Here is a 17,802-nt window from a genome sequence, read left to right as displayed (position 1 = left end):
CGGTCCGTGTCTGGGATAGAGTTTTACTATGGTTGCATAAATGTTAATGTCAAGATGGGTTTGAGTGGGTGTCCTGGGAGTCTTTTTCCAGCGTTTTTCTGGGCATAGGCATGACTGTTTCCTTGACGTTCCGTGTCTGGACAGAGTTTTACTATGGTTGAATAAATGTTAATGTCAAGATGGTTTGAGTGGGTGTCCTGGGAGTTGTGGGTGTCCTGGGAGTTGTGCTCTGCGCAGTTTTTCGCTCTATTTGGGGAATAACCTGATTGCAGAGCGGGATATTGGCAGCAGCAATACCATACGTTATCAACACACGGACGTTTTGGGGTCGGTGATTGCAGAATCCAATACCGCAGGAACGATCACCGGCAGCAGTGTGCATCCGAAATACAAGGACCCCCACCTAAGCAAATACTGTGTTTGAATGGGCAGGTTTGCATGGGTGTCCTTGGAGTTGCTGTGAGAGATATGAAAAAGGAAAATAAATGATGAAAATAAAATTTGATTTATCCAGCATTTTAACATTATTTATCTCTTACTTTATCGGCCAGGCAATGTATAAATGCATTGAACACGGAAATATTCACGCCAAAACAATATACATAAGCAAATATAATAATCCAATATTATTTTGGTTTATTATATTTTTAGGCGGACTAGTATGCTTGTACCTTATCACCATCTCATTTATTGAAGTTAAAAAAAATTTCAAGGATACCTAAAAAAATACAAGGACACCCATCTAAGCAAATAAACCACTCGACCTAAACCTCAGAGTACATTTGCAAGGATTAAAAAAACAAAAAGCCCATCGAAACCGGTGGGCTTTGGTTTTTAAGGCACAACTAGATACTCAACGAAATACAAGGACACCCATTTAAGCAAATAAACCACTGTGCCTAAACCTCAGAGTAGATTTGCAAGGATTGAAAAAACAAAAAGCCCATCGAAACCGGTGGGCTTTGGTTTTAAGGCACAAATACAAGGACACCCATCTAAGCAAATAAACCACTGTGCCTAAACCTCAGAGTACATTTGCAAGGATTGAAAAAACAAAAAGCCCATCGAAACCGGTGGGCTTTGGTTTTTAAGACACAATTAAATACTCAACAACAGCAAAATAACGCTTTGTCAGAGAATGTCAGGCAAAGCGAGGCGCAGCTTTAAGCTGTCTTCACAAAAAATATTTATAACCAGGGCAAACTAACGAAATGCTTGTCGTGCTGCGGTAATGCCCACAATAGGTTGTTGCTTGAATTTTTCGCAAAATTCCATCATCCGGGCTGCGCTAGCAATCACAGGATGATAGTTGCGCTTCAGCCCTGCGCAGTTTTTCGCGCAATGTGCGCAATAACCTGATTGCAAAGCGGGATATGGGCAGCAGCAATACCATTAACCATCAGCGCAAGGGCACTGTTCTAACTGCACTTTTGGCATACCCAGCTTGCATACCCAGCTTTGCATGTCCAGTCAGATAATTTACATATCTATATTGATGCCTGCACTTTTTGCTGCAGGCAGCGCCACAATAAAGCATATGCAACAACACAACTTTGACCTGAATGGCGTCAGATCGCAGCCAGCACAGCATTTTCAGAAAAAGCAGCATTTTTGGCAGATTTTCACTGGAAAAAACTCAGATTTCAGGTATGGTGTGCAGGTTTTTTCAGCCCCAGAACTGCCGGGGGTACACAAGACTAAAACCCAGCTGAAGTTTGTTGCCGGACTGCATAGCAATGCAGCCTGGATATTTGCTTTGGCAAAGCTGCTAGTCTGTTGTTGTTGCCGTTATTTTTGCTCCTTCATTAAGGAAACACCACCATGCGTTTTTATTTTCCTCTGGTCATTATTGACGAAGATTTCCGCTCGGAAAACACCAGCGGCTCAGGCATTCGCGAACTGGCGTCTGCCATTGAAAAGGCCGGTATGGATGTGGTGGGTTACACCAGTTATGGTGATTTAACCTCATTCGCCCAACAACAAAGCCGTGCTGCCGGTTTTATTTTGTCGATAGACGATGAAGAATTTGGCAGCGGCAGCAAAGAAGAAAGCCAGTCGGTGCTGGCGCAGTTGCGCAGTTTTGTTGAGCAAATCCGCCACCGCAACCCGGATATTCCAATTTACCTGTACGGCGAAACCCGCACTGCCCGCCATATTCCGAACGACATTCTGCGTGAGCTGCATGGTTTTATTCATATGCATGAAGACACACCGGAATTTGTGGCGCGCCATATTATCCGCGAAGCCAAAAGTTATTTAGACTCTTTAGCACCACCGTTTTTCCGCGCCCTCACCCACTACGCCCAGGACGGCTCTTACAGCTGGCACTGCCCGGGCCACTCTGGTGGTGTTGCCTTTTTAAAGTCGCCTGTTGGCCGTATGTTCCACCAGTTTTTTGGTGAAAATATGCTGCGTGCTGACGTGTGTAACGCGGTGGATGAACTGGGCCAATTGCTGGATCACACCGGCCCTGTTGCGGCCTCTGAGCGCAATGCTGCCCGTATTTTTAACGCCGACCATTTGTTTTTTGTCACCAACGGCACTTCAACCTCGAACAAAATTGTCTGGAACAGCACAGTAGCACCGGGTGACATTGTGGTGGTAGACCGCAACTGCCATAAATCTATTTTGCACGCCATTATGATGACAGGCGCGCTGCCGGTGTTTTTAATGCCAACGCGCAACCATTACGGCATTATCGGCCCTATTCCACGCAGCGAGTTTGAACCTGCCACTATTCGCCGCAAAATGGAAGCCAACCCTTTTATCCGTGAAGTGTTAAAAACCAACCCGGACGTAAAACCAAGGGTGCTGACCATTACCCAAAGTACCTATGACGGTATTTTGTATAACGTTGAAGAAATTAAGTCCTTGCTCGATGGCGAAATCGAAACCCTGCATTTTGACGAAGCCTGGTTGCCACACGCCGCTTTCCACGATTTTTATGGTGACTACCACGCCATTGGTGAAGGCCGCCCGCGTTGTGACACCTCCATGGTGTTCTCTACTCAGTCCACCCACAAATTGCTGGCCGGTATTTCGCAGGCCTCGCAAATTCTGGTGCAGGACGCCAATCAGAATAAACTCGACACCAACTTGTTTAACGAAGCTTATCTGATGCACACCTCTACCAGCCCGCAATACGCCATTATTGCCTCTTGTGACGTGGCTGCGGCCATGATGGAAGCACCGGGCGGTACTGCCTTAGTAGAAGAGTCGCTGGATGAAGCTTTAGAGTTTCGCCGTGCTATGCGCAAAGTGGACGACGAATATGGCGATGACTGGTGGTTTAAAGTCTGGGGACCGGATGATTTAACGGCTGAAGGCCTGGATGAACGTGATTCCTGGATGTTACACGCCGATGAAAGCTGGCATGGTTTTGGCCCTATCGCTGAAGGTTTTAACCTGCTTGATCCTATTAAAGCCACTATTTTAACGCCTGGCCTGAATGTGGATGGCGACTTCTCCGACTCTGGTATTCCGGCTGCTATTGTTGCCAAATACCTGGCCGAACATGGTGTGGTGATTGAAAAAACCGGCCTGTACAGCTTTTTTATCATGTTTACCATCGGCATTACCAAAGGCCGCTGGAATACCATGGTGACAGCACTGCAGCAGTTTAAAGACGATTACGACAAAAACGCGCCGTTATGGCGGGTACTGCCGGAATTTATTCAGGCATTCCCACAATATGAGCGCATTGGCTTAAAAGACTTGTGTGACCAAATTCACGACATTTACCGCGCCAATAACATTGCCAAGCTGACCACCGAAATGTACCTGTCAGAAATGGTCCCGGCAATGAAACCGGCCGATGCTTTTGCCAAAATGGCGCATAAAAAGATTGAACGGGTGCCGCTGGATGAGTTAACAGGCCGTATTACCGCCGTGATGCTCACCCCTTACCCACCGGGAATTCCGCTGCTGGTGCCGGGTGAAGTGTTTAACGACACTATTGTCAGTTACTTAAAATTTGCCCGCGAATTTAACGGCAAGTTCCCAGGTTTTGAAACTTATATTCACGGCCTGGCATCAACCGAAGTAGACGGCAAAAAAGTGTATTACGTGGACTGTGTGGCCTGATCAAACCAGGTCACTTCAACAGTTTGCTGACCAACTTCACTGACTGGTCCTGCAATAAGTTGCCACTTATTTCGCCAAAAGGCGCTGTTTACAGCGCCTTTTTTTATGCGCTCTGCCCGCATTCTTTGCCGGGATCTATGGCTGTTGGCCTGCTTTTATGGCTATCTGCCCACCTCTTTGCCCAGGTTTTTAGCCGTTTTTTTACCGTTCCTTTTGCCGTTCCTTTTGCCGGTTTTTTGCCGGGCTTTTTGGCCAGCTTTATGGCCGATTTTTACCACCAATCTGAAAAAAGCAGCCTGTTTCTGCAACGCCGCCAGGCATCCGCTTCAAATTTAATCTTTTATTAACCCATTAAAAACAAAATAAAACCAAATGCAACATATTGATTTGTCTGTTTTTTTTACAAAATTTAATTCGTTCGGCGCAAGCCTGACCCGGGTTTTAAATATCAGCATCAGCTAACTTATTGTTTTGTATTTTATAAAAGTCTAATTCTCGGGGAATGGCTTATTTTATGCACAAGCGTTTCGCTTCATGCACTCAGCAGGTAAGAGTGGGCACCCGCCTATTCTTGTGGTCCGTTGGGTTCATCGTCTGCCGATAAAAACATAACAATAGAGGAATGCACTTTGAATCAGCGTCATATCAATACCTCACACAACCAGCAACACAAAACCCTCACAAAACTCAGCGCTCTGGCCTTACTGGTCGGCCTTAGCTTTGGTCAGGCTCAGGCCAGCGACAGCGTCAGTGTCACTGAAGCTGAAGGTGGCAACCTGTGGTTTGTTGAACTCAATAGCCAGCCGGTAGCATCCGGCAACAGCAAAAAAAATGTGCAGGCAGCAAAAACTGCCTTTCGTCAGGCCGCAGCAGAAGCTGGTGTAAGTTTTAAAGAACGCCGCGCTTTTGACACCCTGTTTAACGGTTTTTCTGTTGAAATCAGCCCGGGCGAACGCGCCAAGTTAATGCAGATTGCCGGGGTAAAAGCTATTTATCCGGTGGAAGTCATTCAGGCTCCTAAAGCCGATGTACTTGGCACCGGCATTGTTGGTGACATGGCCACAGCGCTGTCGATGACAGGCGCCAATATTGCGCAAAACAGCCTGGGGCTGGACGGCAGCGGCATTAAAGTGGCGGTGATGGACACTGGTATTGATATTGATCACCCTGATTTTGGTGGTAACGGCGCCAATGGCAGCACCACTTTCCCAACAGCCCGGGTGCAATATGGTTACGACTTTGTTGGTGATGCTTTTAACGCCGATTCCAGCAGCCCAAGCTACAACCCTGTCACCACGCCAGACAATAACCCGGATGACTGTGGCGGCCACGGTACCCACGTTGCCGGTATTGTCGGTGCCAATGGCACCGTCAAAGGGGTAGCGCCAGCCGTCACTTTTGGTGCTTACCGTGTGTTTGGCTGTAACGGCAGCACCACAGCCGACGTGATGATAGCGGCAATGGAACGTGCTTATAACGATGGCATGCATGTATTAAATATGAGTATTGGTTCCGCCTTCCAGTGGCCACAGTACCCAACAGCTCAGGCAGCCGACCGGATGGTCGCCAAAGGTATGGTGGTGGTTGCCTCTATTGGTAACAGTGGCGCCAGCGGCTTGTATTCAGCAGGCGCGCCTGGCCTTGGTAAAGATGTGATTGGTGTGGCGTCTTTTGACAACAGCCATGTGATGCAGGCTGTAGCCACAGTGAATGGTCAGGATATAGGTTATGCACCTATGACCTTCTCGCCGCCCATTCCAACCACAGGCGGTGGTGAAGTTGTGCCTGTAGGTGAAGCCTGCTCAGCGCTCGCTGCAGGTTCGCTGACCGGCAAAATTGCGCTGGCCGCCCGCGGCAGCTGTGCTTTTGGTATTAAAGCCACCAATGCCATTAATGCCGGTGCTGAAGCGGTGTTAATTTCTAATAACGTTGCAGGCCCCTTTGGTGGCACCCTGGGTGCGCCTATTCCAAATGGCAAACCTGTGGTCAGTATTTCTTTGGCTGATGGCAATGCCATTCGTGCTATGGCAGCCCCGGTATTAACCTGGACAGATCGCAGCGGCAGCTTCCCTTCTGCAACAGGTGGTTTGATCTCCAGCTTCAGCTCTTATGGTTTGTCACCTGATCTGGCGTTAAAACCTGATATTGGCGCACCAGGTGGCAATATTTATTCAACTTACCCACTGGAAAGCGGCGCTTTTGCCACTTTAGGCGGCACTTCAATGTCCTCCCCTCATGTGGCAGGTTCTGTGGCTTTATTACTGCAGGCTAAACCTGACACTGCGCCTGCCCAGGTGCGCGACATACTGCAAAACAGTGCCGACCCGAAAAACTGGTTTGGTGCCCCTGCATTAGGCTACCTGGATAACGTGCATCGTCAGGGTGCCGGTATGCTGGATATTGCCGGCAGTATTCAGGCAACCACTCTGGTTACGCCAGGCAAAATTGCCACAGGTGAAGGTGAAGCAGGTCCATTTACCCAGCGTCTGACCATTCAGAACAAAGGCACTGAAGCTGTGACTTATAACCTGAGTTCAGTCAATGCCTTATCTACCGGTGGTGTGGTAACGCCTTCAGCAACCACCAGCAACGCCACTGTTGCCTTTAGCAGCCCTTCTGTTGAAGTAGCACCTGGCAGCAGCGCAACAGTCGACGTGACTATTACCCCAGCGACAGCGCCGGCCTATGGCCAGTATGGTGGTTATGTTGTGCTGACGCCAACCACAGCAGGTCAGGTGTACCGGGTGCCATTTGCCGGTTATGTCGGTGACTATCAGGCGATTCCGACTGTGACCCCAACTGCCAATGGTTTCCCTTGGCTGGCCAGACTGAACGGCGGTTCTTACACCAAGTGTGTGGCTGATTGCAGCTTCAGCATGCAAGGCAATGACATGCCATTCTTCCTGGTACATTTTGAACACCAGGCGCAGTATCTGGAAATGAACATTCTGCATGCCGGTAATATGATGCCGGTACACCCTGTGTTCCATAAAACCAATGTGGAGGAATATATTCCACGTAACAGCACAGCCACCGGCTTCTTCAGCCTTGGCTGGGATGGTACACGCATCCACAGCAATGGTGGCAAAGGCAAAGTGAAAGAAGTGCCAAACGGCAGCTATGTACTGGAACTGAAAGTGTTAAAAGCACTGGGCGATCCAAACAATGCAGCCCACTGGGATACCTGGACTTCACCTGTGATCACCATCAACAGACCTTAATAGTCCAGGGGTAACAACCATCTGAGCTTCGGGTGGTTGTTCCATAAAAAAGTAAATAAAAAGCCCGCTGTTTTAAGCGGGCTTTTTTATGCAAAAAATAGGGTATCTCAGTGATCTGGCCTGTCAGCCTGAGCTTTGCCTGATTAGCATGACGCTGAAGGCGATGCCGCCAGCTTGATCTGATTGCCACCGTTGTGTTTGGCAATGTACATAGCGCCATCTGAGCTTAACAACAACTGCCGGCTGTCCTGTCCATGTTCAGGGTAAATGGCAATACCGATGCTTGGATACACATAAAATTGCTGACCGGACAGTATAAAAGGCGCCAATAACGCCTGACGCACTTTTTCGGCAATTTTTAATACAGTGGCACTGTGGTCAATCTGCTCCAGCAGAATCACAAATTCATCACCGCCAAACCGCGCCACAGTGTCGGTTTGCCGCACGGCACGCACAATACGTTGTGCGGTTTGTTGTAATAACAAATCGCCGGCCTGATGGCCAACGGTATCGTTCACCTGCTTAAAACGGTCCAGATCCAGATATAACAGCGCCAGCAGCCGCTGTTCACGCCCTGCTCTTTGCAGCGCCAGCTGCAGCCGGTCCTGTAATAAGGTGCGGTTGGCAAGACCGGTCAGACTGTCATGCAGTGCCAGTTGTTCCAGCCGCGCCAGCATGGTCTTGCGTTCAATGGCTGTAGAAATCTGCGCTGTGACAAAAGTTAATAACGCAATGTCATCCGCACTGTAAGGAAGAGCCGGCCCCGGATGTAATAACAATACCCCTTGCAGCTCTGCATCAGCCTGCAGCGGTAAACCAAGCCAACCGGCAGCGCTGTGCTTTTCCCATTGCTGAACATGTTGTTTTTGCGCCACTTCGCTGCAAAGCGCCTGAATATCCGGCATATCAGCCGTTACCACATCATTGCTGCCCAGCAGTTGCTGCGCAAAAATACATTGCCACCTGGCCTGTTCATCCGGCATCACTATCATAAAATGCTGCACCGGCAATAACGCCGCCACTGTCGCTGCTATTTGTTGATATAACTGCGCCGGATCCCGGCTTTGATGGGCGGCTTCTGAAATAGCGTACACAGCGTGCTGTCGCGCCTGTGCCTGTTTGATGGTGCTGATATCACGGGCTACAGCCACCCGCACCCCGTCAGTTTCAGACCAGCGCGCCGACCAGGACAAACAGACAGGCCGGCCATTCTGATGGCGGTATCTGTTTTCAAAATGAGTGACACTCTCGCCCGCCATCACACGCTGTGCCTGCTGCAGGGTTCTTTCTTTGTCCTCCGGCCAGACGTAATCAATCATGCGCTTGCCTTTGAGCGCTTCACTTTGATAACCGAGGATCTGCTCGACGCCGGCACTGACAAACACAAATCGTCCTTGTTGATCGACCACACAAACCATATCAAGCAATAAGTCGATATAGTTTACAAGCGACTGATATTGTTTACCTTTCATACTAATGATAAACCCTTACCTCTACGGCGACGGCCTGTCGCCCTGCTGTTATTGTTGTATGCGGCACCGGCAAATATACAGGCCAATCATAGTTGATTGGCGCTGATTTTACTTTGTTATCTGTATCTTAGCTGCAGTGAGCCTGTACGCTGCACAAAATAGCCATCTAAATAGCTAAAATTTGCTGGGCAAAACTGCCAAAATCCGTTTTACTGGACTGGTTTTGTTTTGCCTAACCCAGCCTGGAGTGATCAATGTTTAAAGTAAATCAGTATTTTGATGGTAAAGTAACTTCTATTGCCTTTGCCGGTGAACAGCTTCCTGCCACAGTCGGCGTCATGGCAGCTGGTGATTATGAATTTGGCACCAGCCAACACGAAACTTTGACCATCATCAGCGGTGCACTCAAGGTAAAATTACCGGGCCAGTCAGACTGGCAACAATTTTGTGCCGGCCAATCCTTTGAAGTGGCGGCAGAGCAAAAATTTCAGTTAAAAGTAACACAGGACACGGCTTATCTGTGCACCTACGCTTAAATCACTGGCCGCTCCAACCTCAGGAAGCGGCCTTGTTTTAACGTATCTGATACAGCCCTGCCAGAGGATATGTGATGCGTGGTATGGGCACTGCAGCCAAAAGACCCGACGCCAGCCGTTCGGCACAGGCATTTAACCTGCAACAAACCATCCGGTATATGTTGCCTTATCTGTTGACCTTTAAAGGCCGGGTTATCTTGGCTTTGCTGGCTTTGGTCGCAGCCAAAGCCGCCACCCTGTTATTGCCTTATTTACTCAAACTGATAGTCGACAGTCTCGACAGCAGCCTGCAACCTGTGGTGGTGCTGCCGCTGTTGTTATTGCTGGCTTATGGTCTGATGCGTTTTGGTTCGGTGTTTTTTGGTGAGGTGCGCGATGCACTCTTTAGCCGGGTCACTGAACACGCGATGCGGCAAATTGGCCTGAAAGTTTTTAACCATCTGCATCAGCAGGAGCTGAGTTTTCATCTGGAGCGTAATACCGGAGGAATCAGCCGCGATATTGAACGGGGCACCAATGGCCTGAGTTTTTTAATGCGGTTTTTAATGTTTAACATAGTGCCGACGCTGCTGGAAATTGTGCTGGTGGCTATTATTTTCTGGGGTTTGTTTTCGTTCTGGTATGCGCTGATCACCGCTATTGCTGTGGCTTGTTATATCTGGTTTACCGTGAAGGTAACCGAATGGCGTAATCAGTTTATCCGCGACGCCAATCAGGCCGATTCAGCCACCAACGGCCGTGCTGTGGATAGTCTGCTCAATTATGAAACCGTTAAATATTTTAATAACGAAGCTTATGAAGCGCGGATTTACGACGAGTTTTTACAAAAATGGGAAACAGCCAAACTCAAAAACCGTATGTCGCTGCTGTTATTAAACTCAGGGCAGGCACTGATTATTGCTGCGGCCATTACGCTGATGATGCTGATGGCAGCACAGGGCGCCGTGACCAAAGAGTTAACGCTCGGTGATGTGGCCATGGTGAATGCCTATATGTTGCAGCTGTTTATTCCGCTGAACTTTTTGGGTTTTGTTTACCGGGAGATCCGAAGGGCACTGACCGACCTTGAAAATATGCTGGGGCTTTTGAATCGTCAGTCGCACATTGTTGAAACTTCAGATGCCAAAACGCTGCAACTGCAACAAGGTAAAATTGAGTTTCAAAACGTGCATTTTAGCTATCAGACTGAAAGACCTATTTTGCAGGATTTTACCCTGACTATTTTGCCGGGCCAGAAAGTTGCAGTGGTCGGCAGCTCAGGCGCCGGCAAAAGCACATTGGCGCGTTTGTTATATCGTTTTTACGACATCCAGCAGGGGCACATTTTGCTTGATGGTCAGGATATCAAACAACTGACGCTCGATAGCCTGCGCCGCGCCATTGCGATAGTGCCGCAGGACACAGTGCTGTTTAACAGCAGCATTCGCGACAATATTGCTTATGGCAACCCAAACGCCACAGCAGCAGACATAGAACAAGCCATTGATATGGCACATTTACGCAGCTTTATTAACAGCCTGCCACAAGGAGACGCCACAATAGTGGGTGAAAGGGGTTTAAAAGTATCGGGCGGGGAAAAACAACGCATTGCCATTGCCAGGGTGCTGCTTAAACGCTCGCCAATTCTGGTGTTTGATGAAGCCACCTCGGCGCTTGACTCCCAAAGTGAAGCCGCCATTTTGCAGGCGATGCGTGAAGTGGCGAGTGGCCATACCTCGCTGGTGATCGCCCACCGTTTATCAACAGTGATAGATGCAGACAATATTGTGGTGCTGGATCAAGGCAAAGTGGTGGAACAAGGCCAACACCAGCAATTGCTGGCGCTTGGCGGTTATTACGCCAGACTCTGGACTATGCAGCAAAAACAACATCTGCAACACAGCACAACAACTGAAGGTTAAGCGGTTGCCAATGCTCTGAACTTTATTAGTCGCCAAAAAGACAACACAACAGATGCCATCACATCAACAACTGCGGCGTTGTTAATCAGGTGCGGACAGGCTGAAAACAGCAGCAGCACCAGCGCTGCTAAACGTTGTTTTTTTGGCATCAAATCAGTAGGCTGTGCGCAGTTTATTTAACAGAGTGAGTACAAAACAATGATGACTTGGTTGTTACTAGCCGCAGGTCTGGTGCTATTGATAGTCGGCGCCGATTTACTGGTAAAGGGCGCTGCCCGCCTGGCCGCCAGTTTTGGCATTCCGACCCTGGTGATAGGTTTAACTGTGGTGGCTTTTGGCACCAGTGCACCTGAGCTGGCTGTCAGCGTAAAGGCTGCATTTGCCGGTGAAGCCGAACTTGCGATTGCCAACGTGGTTGGCAGTAATATTGCCAATATTCTGCTGATCCTCGGCGCATCGGCCGTTATTCTGCCGCTGGCGATTTCCCGCCAGCTGATCCGTCAGGACGTGCCCATTATGGTGGCCTTGTCTGCGCTGGTCATGTGGCTGGTGCAGGATGGCTCGCTGGACAAAATTGAAGCTGCAGTGCTGGCCGTTGGATTACTCGCTTACACCTGGTTTTTGTTCTGGCAAGGCAAAAAACAAGGGGTGGAGTGTATTGATGAAGAAGTTGAAGAGATGCTGCATCAACCACACCCGGCCTGGCAGAGTGCACTTTTTGTAGTGGCCGGCTTAGCTTTGCTGGTATACGGCTCAGGTTTATTGGTTGACAGTGCTGTGCAACTGGCCAGTGCCTGGGGCGTCAGCGAAGCCGTGATTGGTCTGACGATAGTGGCGGTTGGCACCTCCATGCCGGAAATGGTCACTTCTATTGTTGCTGCCATTAAAGGCGAACGTGATATTGCCGTTGGCAACGTGGTGGGCAGTAATATTTTTAATATCCTCTGTGTGCTTGGATTGTCCGGTTTGGCCTCGCCTATGCCGCTGCTGGCTGGCGAACAACTGGCAGGTATTGATATTCCGGTCATGGTGGCTGTTGCCGCGCTTTGTGTGCCATTGTTTTTTGTTGGCGCCGTGTTACACCGGATTGAAGGTGCGATGTTCCTGGTGCTGTATGTGGCTTACACCTGGTATCTTGTGGCTGTTGCGCTACAAAAACCTTACCTGGCACAACTACAGGACGGCATCTTATATGGCCTGGTACCGCTGGTGATCGCTTATGTACTGGTGAGCCTGGCTTGGGATTTTCGGAAAAAACGTCAGTCCGCCTGAGTGAGCTCCTGCTAAAAAACGCTTCTTCGGAAGCGTTTTTTTATGCGCCAAATGCCAAAACAGCGCAAAATAGCTGCACCTCACTGGTTGTACCAGCACTATTCCTGGGGCAGAGTTTTTTTTCTCTGCAGCAAGCCAAATTGCGCTTTTGTCACAGCCCCCTTTCGATATAATATCCGTCTTTATGGCTAAATCTTTCAGGTGTACCAATGACGCAGGATGAAATGAAAAAAAATGCAGCCTGGGCTGCGCTGGAATACGTGCCACGCCACACAGTGGTGGGTGTTGGAACTGGTTCTACCGTCAATCATTTTATCGACGCTTTAGCCACCATCAAAAATGACATCAAAGGTGCGGTGTCGAGCTCAGTGCAATCCACCGAAAAAATGCGTGCCCTTGGCATTGAAGTACTGGATTTAAACGATGTCGACAGTTTTAGTGTTTATGTGGACGGTGCGGACGAAATTAACCCGCAGCACCATATGATCAAAGGCGGCGGTGCCGCTTTAACCCGCGAAAAAATTGTGGCCGCAGTGGCCGACAAATTTATCTGTATTGTGGATGCCAGCAAACAGGTAGATGTGCTCGGCAAATTCCCGCTGCCGGTGGAAGTGATTCCAATGGCGCGCAACTATGTGGCAAGAGAGCTCACCAAACTTGGCGGCCGTCCGGTCTGGCGTGACAAAGTCGTCACCGACAACGGCAATATTATTCTGGATGTGTTTGATTTAAAGATTGTTGATCCTATTGCGCTGGAACAACAAATCAACCAAATCACCGGCGTGGTTTGTAATGGTATTTTTGCCATGCGCCCGGCCAATCTGGTGCTGGTGGGTACTGCCGAAGGCACTCAGGTGTTATCCTGAAACGTCTTTTTATCACAGAGCCAGACCATGCCGGTCGTGAATACCGGCATTTTGCAGCAACAACAGGGTCCACCCGATAACAATAAGCAGGACGCTGATTTTTTATAATTATTTAAAGCGCCTGTGCTGCACCAAATTTTGCAACATTGAAGAGATAGGAAAAATGGGAAAATACTCACTGCCAAAAGACAAAATAAAAATCCTGTTATTAGAAGGTCTGCACCAGAGTGCAGTACAAACTTTTAAAAACCAGGGTTATAGCAATATCGAATATCTGAAGACTTCTTTGTCTGAGGCCGAGCTGATTGAAAAAATCAAAGATGTGCATTTTATCGGTATTCGCTCACGCACCCAGCTGACAGAAAAAGTGCTGGAAGAAGCCGGTAAACTGGTGGCCATTGGTTGTTTTTGTATCGGCACCAATCAGGTGGATTTAGACGCGGCGTTAAAACGTGCCATTCCGGTTTTTAATGCACCTTTCTCCAATACCCGCTCAGTGGCTGAGCTGGTGCTTGGACAAATTATTATGTTGTTGCGCGGTATTCCGCAACGTAACGCTGCCGCTCACCGCGGCGAATGGCAAAAAACCGCCACCCAGTCTTATGAAGCCCGTGGCAAAACCCTGGGTATTATTGGTTATGGCCATATCGGCACTCAGCTGTCGATTATGGCCGAGAACATTGGCATGCGGGTGCAATTCTATGATATTGAAGACAAATTAGTGCTGGGTAACGCCACTCAGGTGGATTTATCTACTTTATTAAAAACCTCAGACGTTGTTACGTTACACGTCCCTGAAACCCCACAAACCCAAAATATGATTGGCGAAGCTGAACTGGATTTAATGAAAGCAGGCTCCATTCTGATCAACGCTTCACGTGGCACTGTGGTGGATATTGACGCTTTAGCCCGTGCTTTAGCTGAGAAAAAACTGGCCGGCGCTGCTATTGACGTCTTCCCGGTTGAACCTACCGGCAATGACGAAGAGTTTGAATCGCCACTGCGTGCTTTTGACAATGTGATTTTAACACCGCATATCGGGGGCTCGACCCAGGAAGCGCAGGAAAACATCGGTTATGAAGTGGCCGGTAAACTGGTGAAATACTCCGACAATGGCTCTACCCTCTCTGCCGTCAACTTCCCTGAAGTGTCACTGCCAGAGCACAAAGGCCGTTCACGCTTATTACATATCCACAAAAACCAGCCGGGCATGTTGACCAAAATTAACGAAGCTTTTGCTAAACATGGCATCAACATTTCGGGTCAGTATCTGCAAACTAACAGCGAAATCGGTTATGTGGTGATCGATATCGACAGCCTGGATCATGAGCTGGCGCTGAATGAACTGAAAGCCATTCCTGGCACGTTAAAAGCGCGGGTGTTGCATTAATTTGCCGCGGTGACTTATTTGCACTGAGCATTCACTGAATCGTCAGTACTGTTGTCAAAGCAAAAAGTAACAAAGTAAAAAGGAGCTGAAATCAGCTCCTTTTTTTATGCTGCAAAAACACAAGGGTGTCAGAACGAATACACCAGTGTGGCAGAGGTTTCAGTATCGGTTTTCTGACGGAATTCACCCGGACTTGAGTCGTATTTCATCACAAAACTTAACCGCATCGACAACTGACCGCTGACTTGTGAGGTTAAAACACTGCGGCTTTGCCAGCTGGAGTTTTTGCCATCCAGGGATACCGACCATTCCAATGCCTGGCGGAAACTGTTGGTTTCGCTAAAGGCGTAATCGAGGTTCGTTGCGACAAACCAGATAATACCTGTGCTGCGCTGGCCATCCGAGGTTTCCTGATGGGCAAAACCAGGGCCTGTTTCAAAGTCCCAGTAACTGTCCCCTTCTTCATACAACCTTTTGGCATAACCAGCGGCCACAGAGGCCTGCTCGTGGAAAGCACCAAAACGGTCATTTAAATAAGCGGCACGACCGAAAATACTGTGTTCGCTGCGGTAGAACTTATAGTTACTCTGGCCGACCAGGTTGATCCGCTGACCTGTGGTGTAACGGGTTTTGGTATTGGTTTCATCATCAAACTGGCTGTTGCGCTGTAATAAAGTCTGGATCAGGTATTTATTCCGGAAATCTTTCATTTCATGCAGCAGTTCAGCATTGGCACGAATAGCGGTTGATTCAGTATTGCCACTGCTGAGCACCAAACCCAGCTCAACATCGCCGGCCCAGGGTTTAAAATCATCTCCACCGGTAGTATCGAAGTTATCAACTTGCTTTAACTGCTGATAGGTTTGCCCCGGCTTTAACCGCTCTGGCGGCAACTGGCTCTGACCATAAGGTAAAGCCACCACGTTATTTAATAAAACTGCTGTTGCAGCCTGTGCCGGTACAGTAAAAACGGCACTCACACCCAACCACAAAGTTGCTCCCCACATGCGCAACGACATACCCATTTCCTTTTACATCCAAACAAAGATGTGCAGTTTAACCACCACATCTGAACCACAGCTTGCTGACATTTGCAGGCCAGCAATACAAATATTGCTTTTTAAATCAGCTGTTTTTAACTAGAAAATCAGCTCTGCTCTTTCCGTTTAAAAAATTCGCTTTGCTCTTTTAGTTTAAAAAAATTCGCTTCGCTCAATCTCTGAAACATAAAAAAGCCAGTCAGCGACTGGCTTTTTTGTCGCTCAGCACAGTTTAAGCAGCGTCGCCGCGCGCTTTGATAAAGGCAAGCGCCTGCTCAATACGGGCCAGACAACGCTCTTTGCCAATCAGCACCAGCGTCACATCCAGCGAAGGTGAATTACCGCCACCTGTGACCGCAACACGAAGTGGCATGCCGACTTTGCCCATGCCAAGACCCAGACTTTCGGCCGCAGCGTTAATAGCAGCGTGTACAGTTTCAGCAGTCCAGTCACTGAGCGCCGCTAAATGCGCTGCAACAGCCTGCAGTGGTTCTGCTGCAACCGGGCGTAAGTGTTTTTTCGCGGCATTTTCTTCAAAGTCACTGAAGTCTTCATAAAAATAGCGGCTTACTTCCACCAGCTCTTTTAAGGTTTTTACCCGCTCGCCCTGCACGGCAATCAGCTGCTCCAGGCTTGGGCCTTGGCTGATATCCAGTTTTTGCTCGTTAATGTGCCACTCTAAGTGTTTTGCCACTTCAGATGCAGGCAGAGTGCGGATGTAATGCTGGTTTAACCATTGCAGTTTTTCAGTGTTAAAAGCTGAAGGCGCACGGTTACAGGCAGATAAATCAAAAATTTCTACCAGCTCGTCCAGGCTGAAAATTTCCTGATCTCCATGTGACCAGCCCAAACGCACCAGATAATTTAATAAGGCTTGTGGCAGGTAACCATTGTCGCGATATTGCATCACGCCAACAGCACCATGACGTTTGGACAAACGTTTACCGTCATCACCCAAAATCATCGGTACGTGAGCGTATTTTGGCAGCTCAGCACCCAGTGCCGACAGAATATTCATCTGACGTGGTGTGTTATTCACATGGTCATCACCACGAATCACGTGAGTGACGCCCATTTTCCAGTCGTCGACCACAACTGTAAGGTTATAGGTTGGCGTGCCGTCGCTGCGGGCGATAATTAAATCGTCCAGTTCAGCATTGGCCACTTCAATGCGGCCTTTGATCAGGTCGTCAATCACCACCACACCCTCTTGTGGGTTTTTAAACCGGATCACATAAGGTTTGTCGGTTGGATGGTCGGTACGATCACGCCACATGCCGTTGTATTTTGGTTTTTCACCGGCCGCCATTTGTGCTTCGCGCATGGCGTCCACTTCTTCCACTGTGCAAAAACACTTATACGCTTTGCCTTCAGCGAGCAGTTGAGCCACCACTTCTTTGTATAAATCAAAACGTTTGGTTTGATAAAACGGGCCCTGATCCCAGTCCAGTCCCAGCCAATTCATGCCGTCTAAAATGGCATCCACCGACTCTTGAGTTGAACGCTCTAAGTCAGTGTCTTCAATACGCAGAATAAAAGTACCACCGGTTTTTCTGGCATATAACCAGCTGAATAACGCAGTACGGGCACCACCAACATGCAGATAACCTGTAGGGCTTGGCGCAAAACGGGTAACAATCGACATAATACATCCAGATATGAGGCAACAAATAATGGCGCTATTGTAACAATCCGGGGCGGCTCTTGCACTGCTCTTGCGCCACAGATCCACGCCAATTATCAGTAAAATGGCAAAAATGACTACTTTTACAGCAGACAGCTGCAAAATGAAAAAATATCATTGACAGCATTTGCTTGCCCCCTATAATGACGGCCGAACGTTGCAGCGGATTGTTAGCTCAGCTGGGAGAGCACCGCCCTTACAAGGCGGGGGTCACTGGTTCGAACCCAGTACAATCCACCATAACGTTTATATTGATTATCCAGCGGATTGTTAGCTCAGCTGGGAGAGCACCGCCCTTACAAGGCGGGGGTCACTGGTTCGAACCCAGTACAATCCA

The 17,802-nt window shown here is 48.7% G+C and carries 10 protein-coding genes and 2 tRNA genes; 9 read left to right on the top strand and 3 right to left on the bottom strand.

Annotated features, from left to right (window positions below; translation table 11 throughout):
- The first annotated feature begins 1,821 nt into the window (after positions 1 to 1,821).
- Positions 1,822 to 4,083, top strand: coding sequence for an arginine/lysine/ornithine decarboxylase (locus tag N3Z11_RS17610; protein WP_260658509.1), 2,262 nt, complete (start codon positions 1,822 to 1,824; stop codon positions 4,081 to 4,083).
- Positions 4,084 to 4,712: 629 nt separating this feature from the next.
- Positions 4,713 to 7,304, top strand: coding sequence for a S8 family serine peptidase (locus N3Z11_RS18070; RefSeq protein ID WP_313771369.1), 2,592 nt, complete (start codon positions 4,713 to 4,715; stop codon positions 7,302 to 7,304).
- A 143-nt stretch (positions 7,305 to 7,447) separates the two neighbouring features.
- Here N3Z11_RS18070 and N3Z11_RS17595 read toward each other — a convergent pair whose 3' ends face one another.
- Positions 7,448 to 8,776, bottom strand: a complete 1,329-nt coding sequence (locus N3Z11_RS17595; RefSeq protein ID WP_260658508.1) for a sensor domain-containing diguanylate cyclase — start codon at positions 8,774 to 8,776, stop codon at positions 7,448 to 7,450.
- A 254-nt stretch (positions 8,777 to 9,030) separates the two neighbouring features.
- On the opposite strand from N3Z11_RS17595, the gene N3Z11_RS17590 reads away from it, so the two are divergent.
- From N3Z11_RS17590 to serA, 5 genes are all read left to right on the top strand, one after another.
- Positions 9,031 to 9,312 carry a pyrimidine/purine nucleoside phosphorylase gene (locus N3Z11_RS17590; protein ID WP_260658507.1) on the top strand — a complete coding sequence of 94 codons (282 nt, stop codon included), beginning with the start codon at positions 9,031 to 9,033 and terminating at the stop codon, positions 9,310 to 9,312.
- Positions 9,313 to 9,386: 74 nt separating this feature from the next.
- A complete protein-coding gene (locus N3Z11_RS17585) occupies positions 9,387 to 11,213 on the top strand; it encodes an ABCB family ABC transporter ATP-binding protein/permease (RefSeq protein WP_409566878.1) in 1,827 nt (608 codons plus the stop codon).
- Positions 11,214 to 11,411: 198 nt separating this feature from the next.
- On the top strand, positions 11,412 to 12,485 hold the full coding sequence (locus N3Z11_RS17580) for a calcium/sodium antiporter (RefSeq protein ID WP_260658506.1): 1,074 nt from the start codon (positions 11,412 to 11,414) through the stop codon (positions 12,483 to 12,485).
- A 209-nt stretch (positions 12,486 to 12,694) separates the two neighbouring features.
- Positions 12,695 to 13,351 (top strand): ribose-5-phosphate isomerase RpiA, encoded by a 657-nt coding sequence (gene rpiA / locus N3Z11_RS17575; RefSeq protein ID WP_260658505.1) that lies wholly within the window; start codon positions 12,695 to 12,697, stop codon positions 13,349 to 13,351.
- A 163-nt stretch (positions 13,352 to 13,514) separates the two neighbouring features.
- The gene (gene serA / locus N3Z11_RS17570) at positions 13,515 to 14,741 is read left to right on the top strand and encodes a phosphoglycerate dehydrogenase (protein ID WP_260658504.1); all 1,227 of its coding nucleotides are present in this window, start codon (positions 13,515 to 13,517) and stop codon (positions 14,739 to 14,741) included.
- Positions 14,742 to 14,869: 128 nt separating this feature from the next.
- Here serA and N3Z11_RS17565 read toward each other — a convergent pair whose 3' ends face one another.
- Complete coding sequence (locus N3Z11_RS17565; protein ID WP_260658503.1) at positions 14,870 to 15,760, bottom strand: YdiY family protein; 891 nt, start codon at positions 15,758 to 15,760, stop codon at positions 14,870 to 14,872.
- A 253-nt stretch (positions 15,761 to 16,013) separates the two neighbouring features.
- Complete coding sequence (gltX, locus tag N3Z11_RS17560; protein ID WP_260658502.1) at positions 16,014 to 17,426, bottom strand: glutamate--tRNA ligase; 1,413 nt, start codon at positions 17,424 to 17,426, stop codon at positions 16,014 to 16,016.
- A gap of 203 nt (positions 17,427 to 17,629) precedes the next feature.
- Here gltX and N3Z11_RS17555 point away from each other — a divergent pair.
- Positions 17,630 to 17,705, top strand: a tRNA-Val gene (locus tag N3Z11_RS17555).
- A 24-nt stretch (positions 17,706 to 17,729) separates the two neighbouring features.
- Positions 17,730 to 17,802, top strand: a tRNA-Val gene (locus tag N3Z11_RS17550).

The sequence above is a fragment of the Rheinheimera sp. 4Y26 genome (assembly GCF_025245835.1).
In the GTDB taxonomy this organism is placed as follows: Bacteria; Pseudomonadota; Gammaproteobacteria; order Enterobacterales; family Alteromonadaceae; genus Pararheinheimera.
This window is presented reverse-complemented; position numbering and strand designations above follow the sequence as displayed.

What these genes read in the sequence shown, in the direction of transcription:
- N3Z11_RS17610 (WP_260658509.1), top strand. Translation starts at nt 1,822, where the DNA reads ATGCGTTTTTATTTTCCTCTGGTCATTATTGACGAAGATTTCCGCTCG.
- N3Z11_RS17595 (WP_260658508.1), bottom strand. Translation starts at nt 8,776, where the DNA reads ATGAAAGGTAAACAATATCAGTCGCTTGTAAACTATATCGACTTATTG.
- N3Z11_RS17590 (WP_260658507.1), top strand. Translation starts at nt 9,031, where the DNA reads ATGTTTAAAGTAAATCAGTATTTTGATGGTAAAGTAACTTCTATTGCC.
- N3Z11_RS17585 (WP_409566878.1), top strand. Translation starts at nt 9,387, where the DNA reads ATGCGTGGTATGGGCACTGCAGCCAAAAGACCCGACGCCAGCCGTTCG.
- N3Z11_RS17580 (WP_260658506.1), top strand. Translation starts at nt 11,412, where the DNA reads ATGATGACTTGGTTGTTACTAGCCGCAGGTCTGGTGCTATTGATAGTC.
- rpiA (WP_260658505.1), top strand. Translation starts at nt 12,695, where the DNA reads ATGACGCAGGATGAAATGAAAAAAAATGCAGCCTGGGCTGCGCTGGAA.
- serA (WP_260658504.1), top strand. Translation starts at nt 13,515, where the DNA reads ATGGGAAAATACTCACTGCCAAAAGACAAAATAAAAATCCTGTTATTA.
- N3Z11_RS17565 (WP_260658503.1), bottom strand. Translation starts at nt 15,760, where the DNA reads ATGTCGTTGCGCATGTGGGGAGCAACTTTGTGGTTGGGTGTGAGTGCC.
- gltX (WP_260658502.1), bottom strand. Translation starts at nt 17,426, where the DNA reads ATGTCGATTGTTACCCGTTTTGCGCCAAGCCCTACAGGTTATCTGCAT.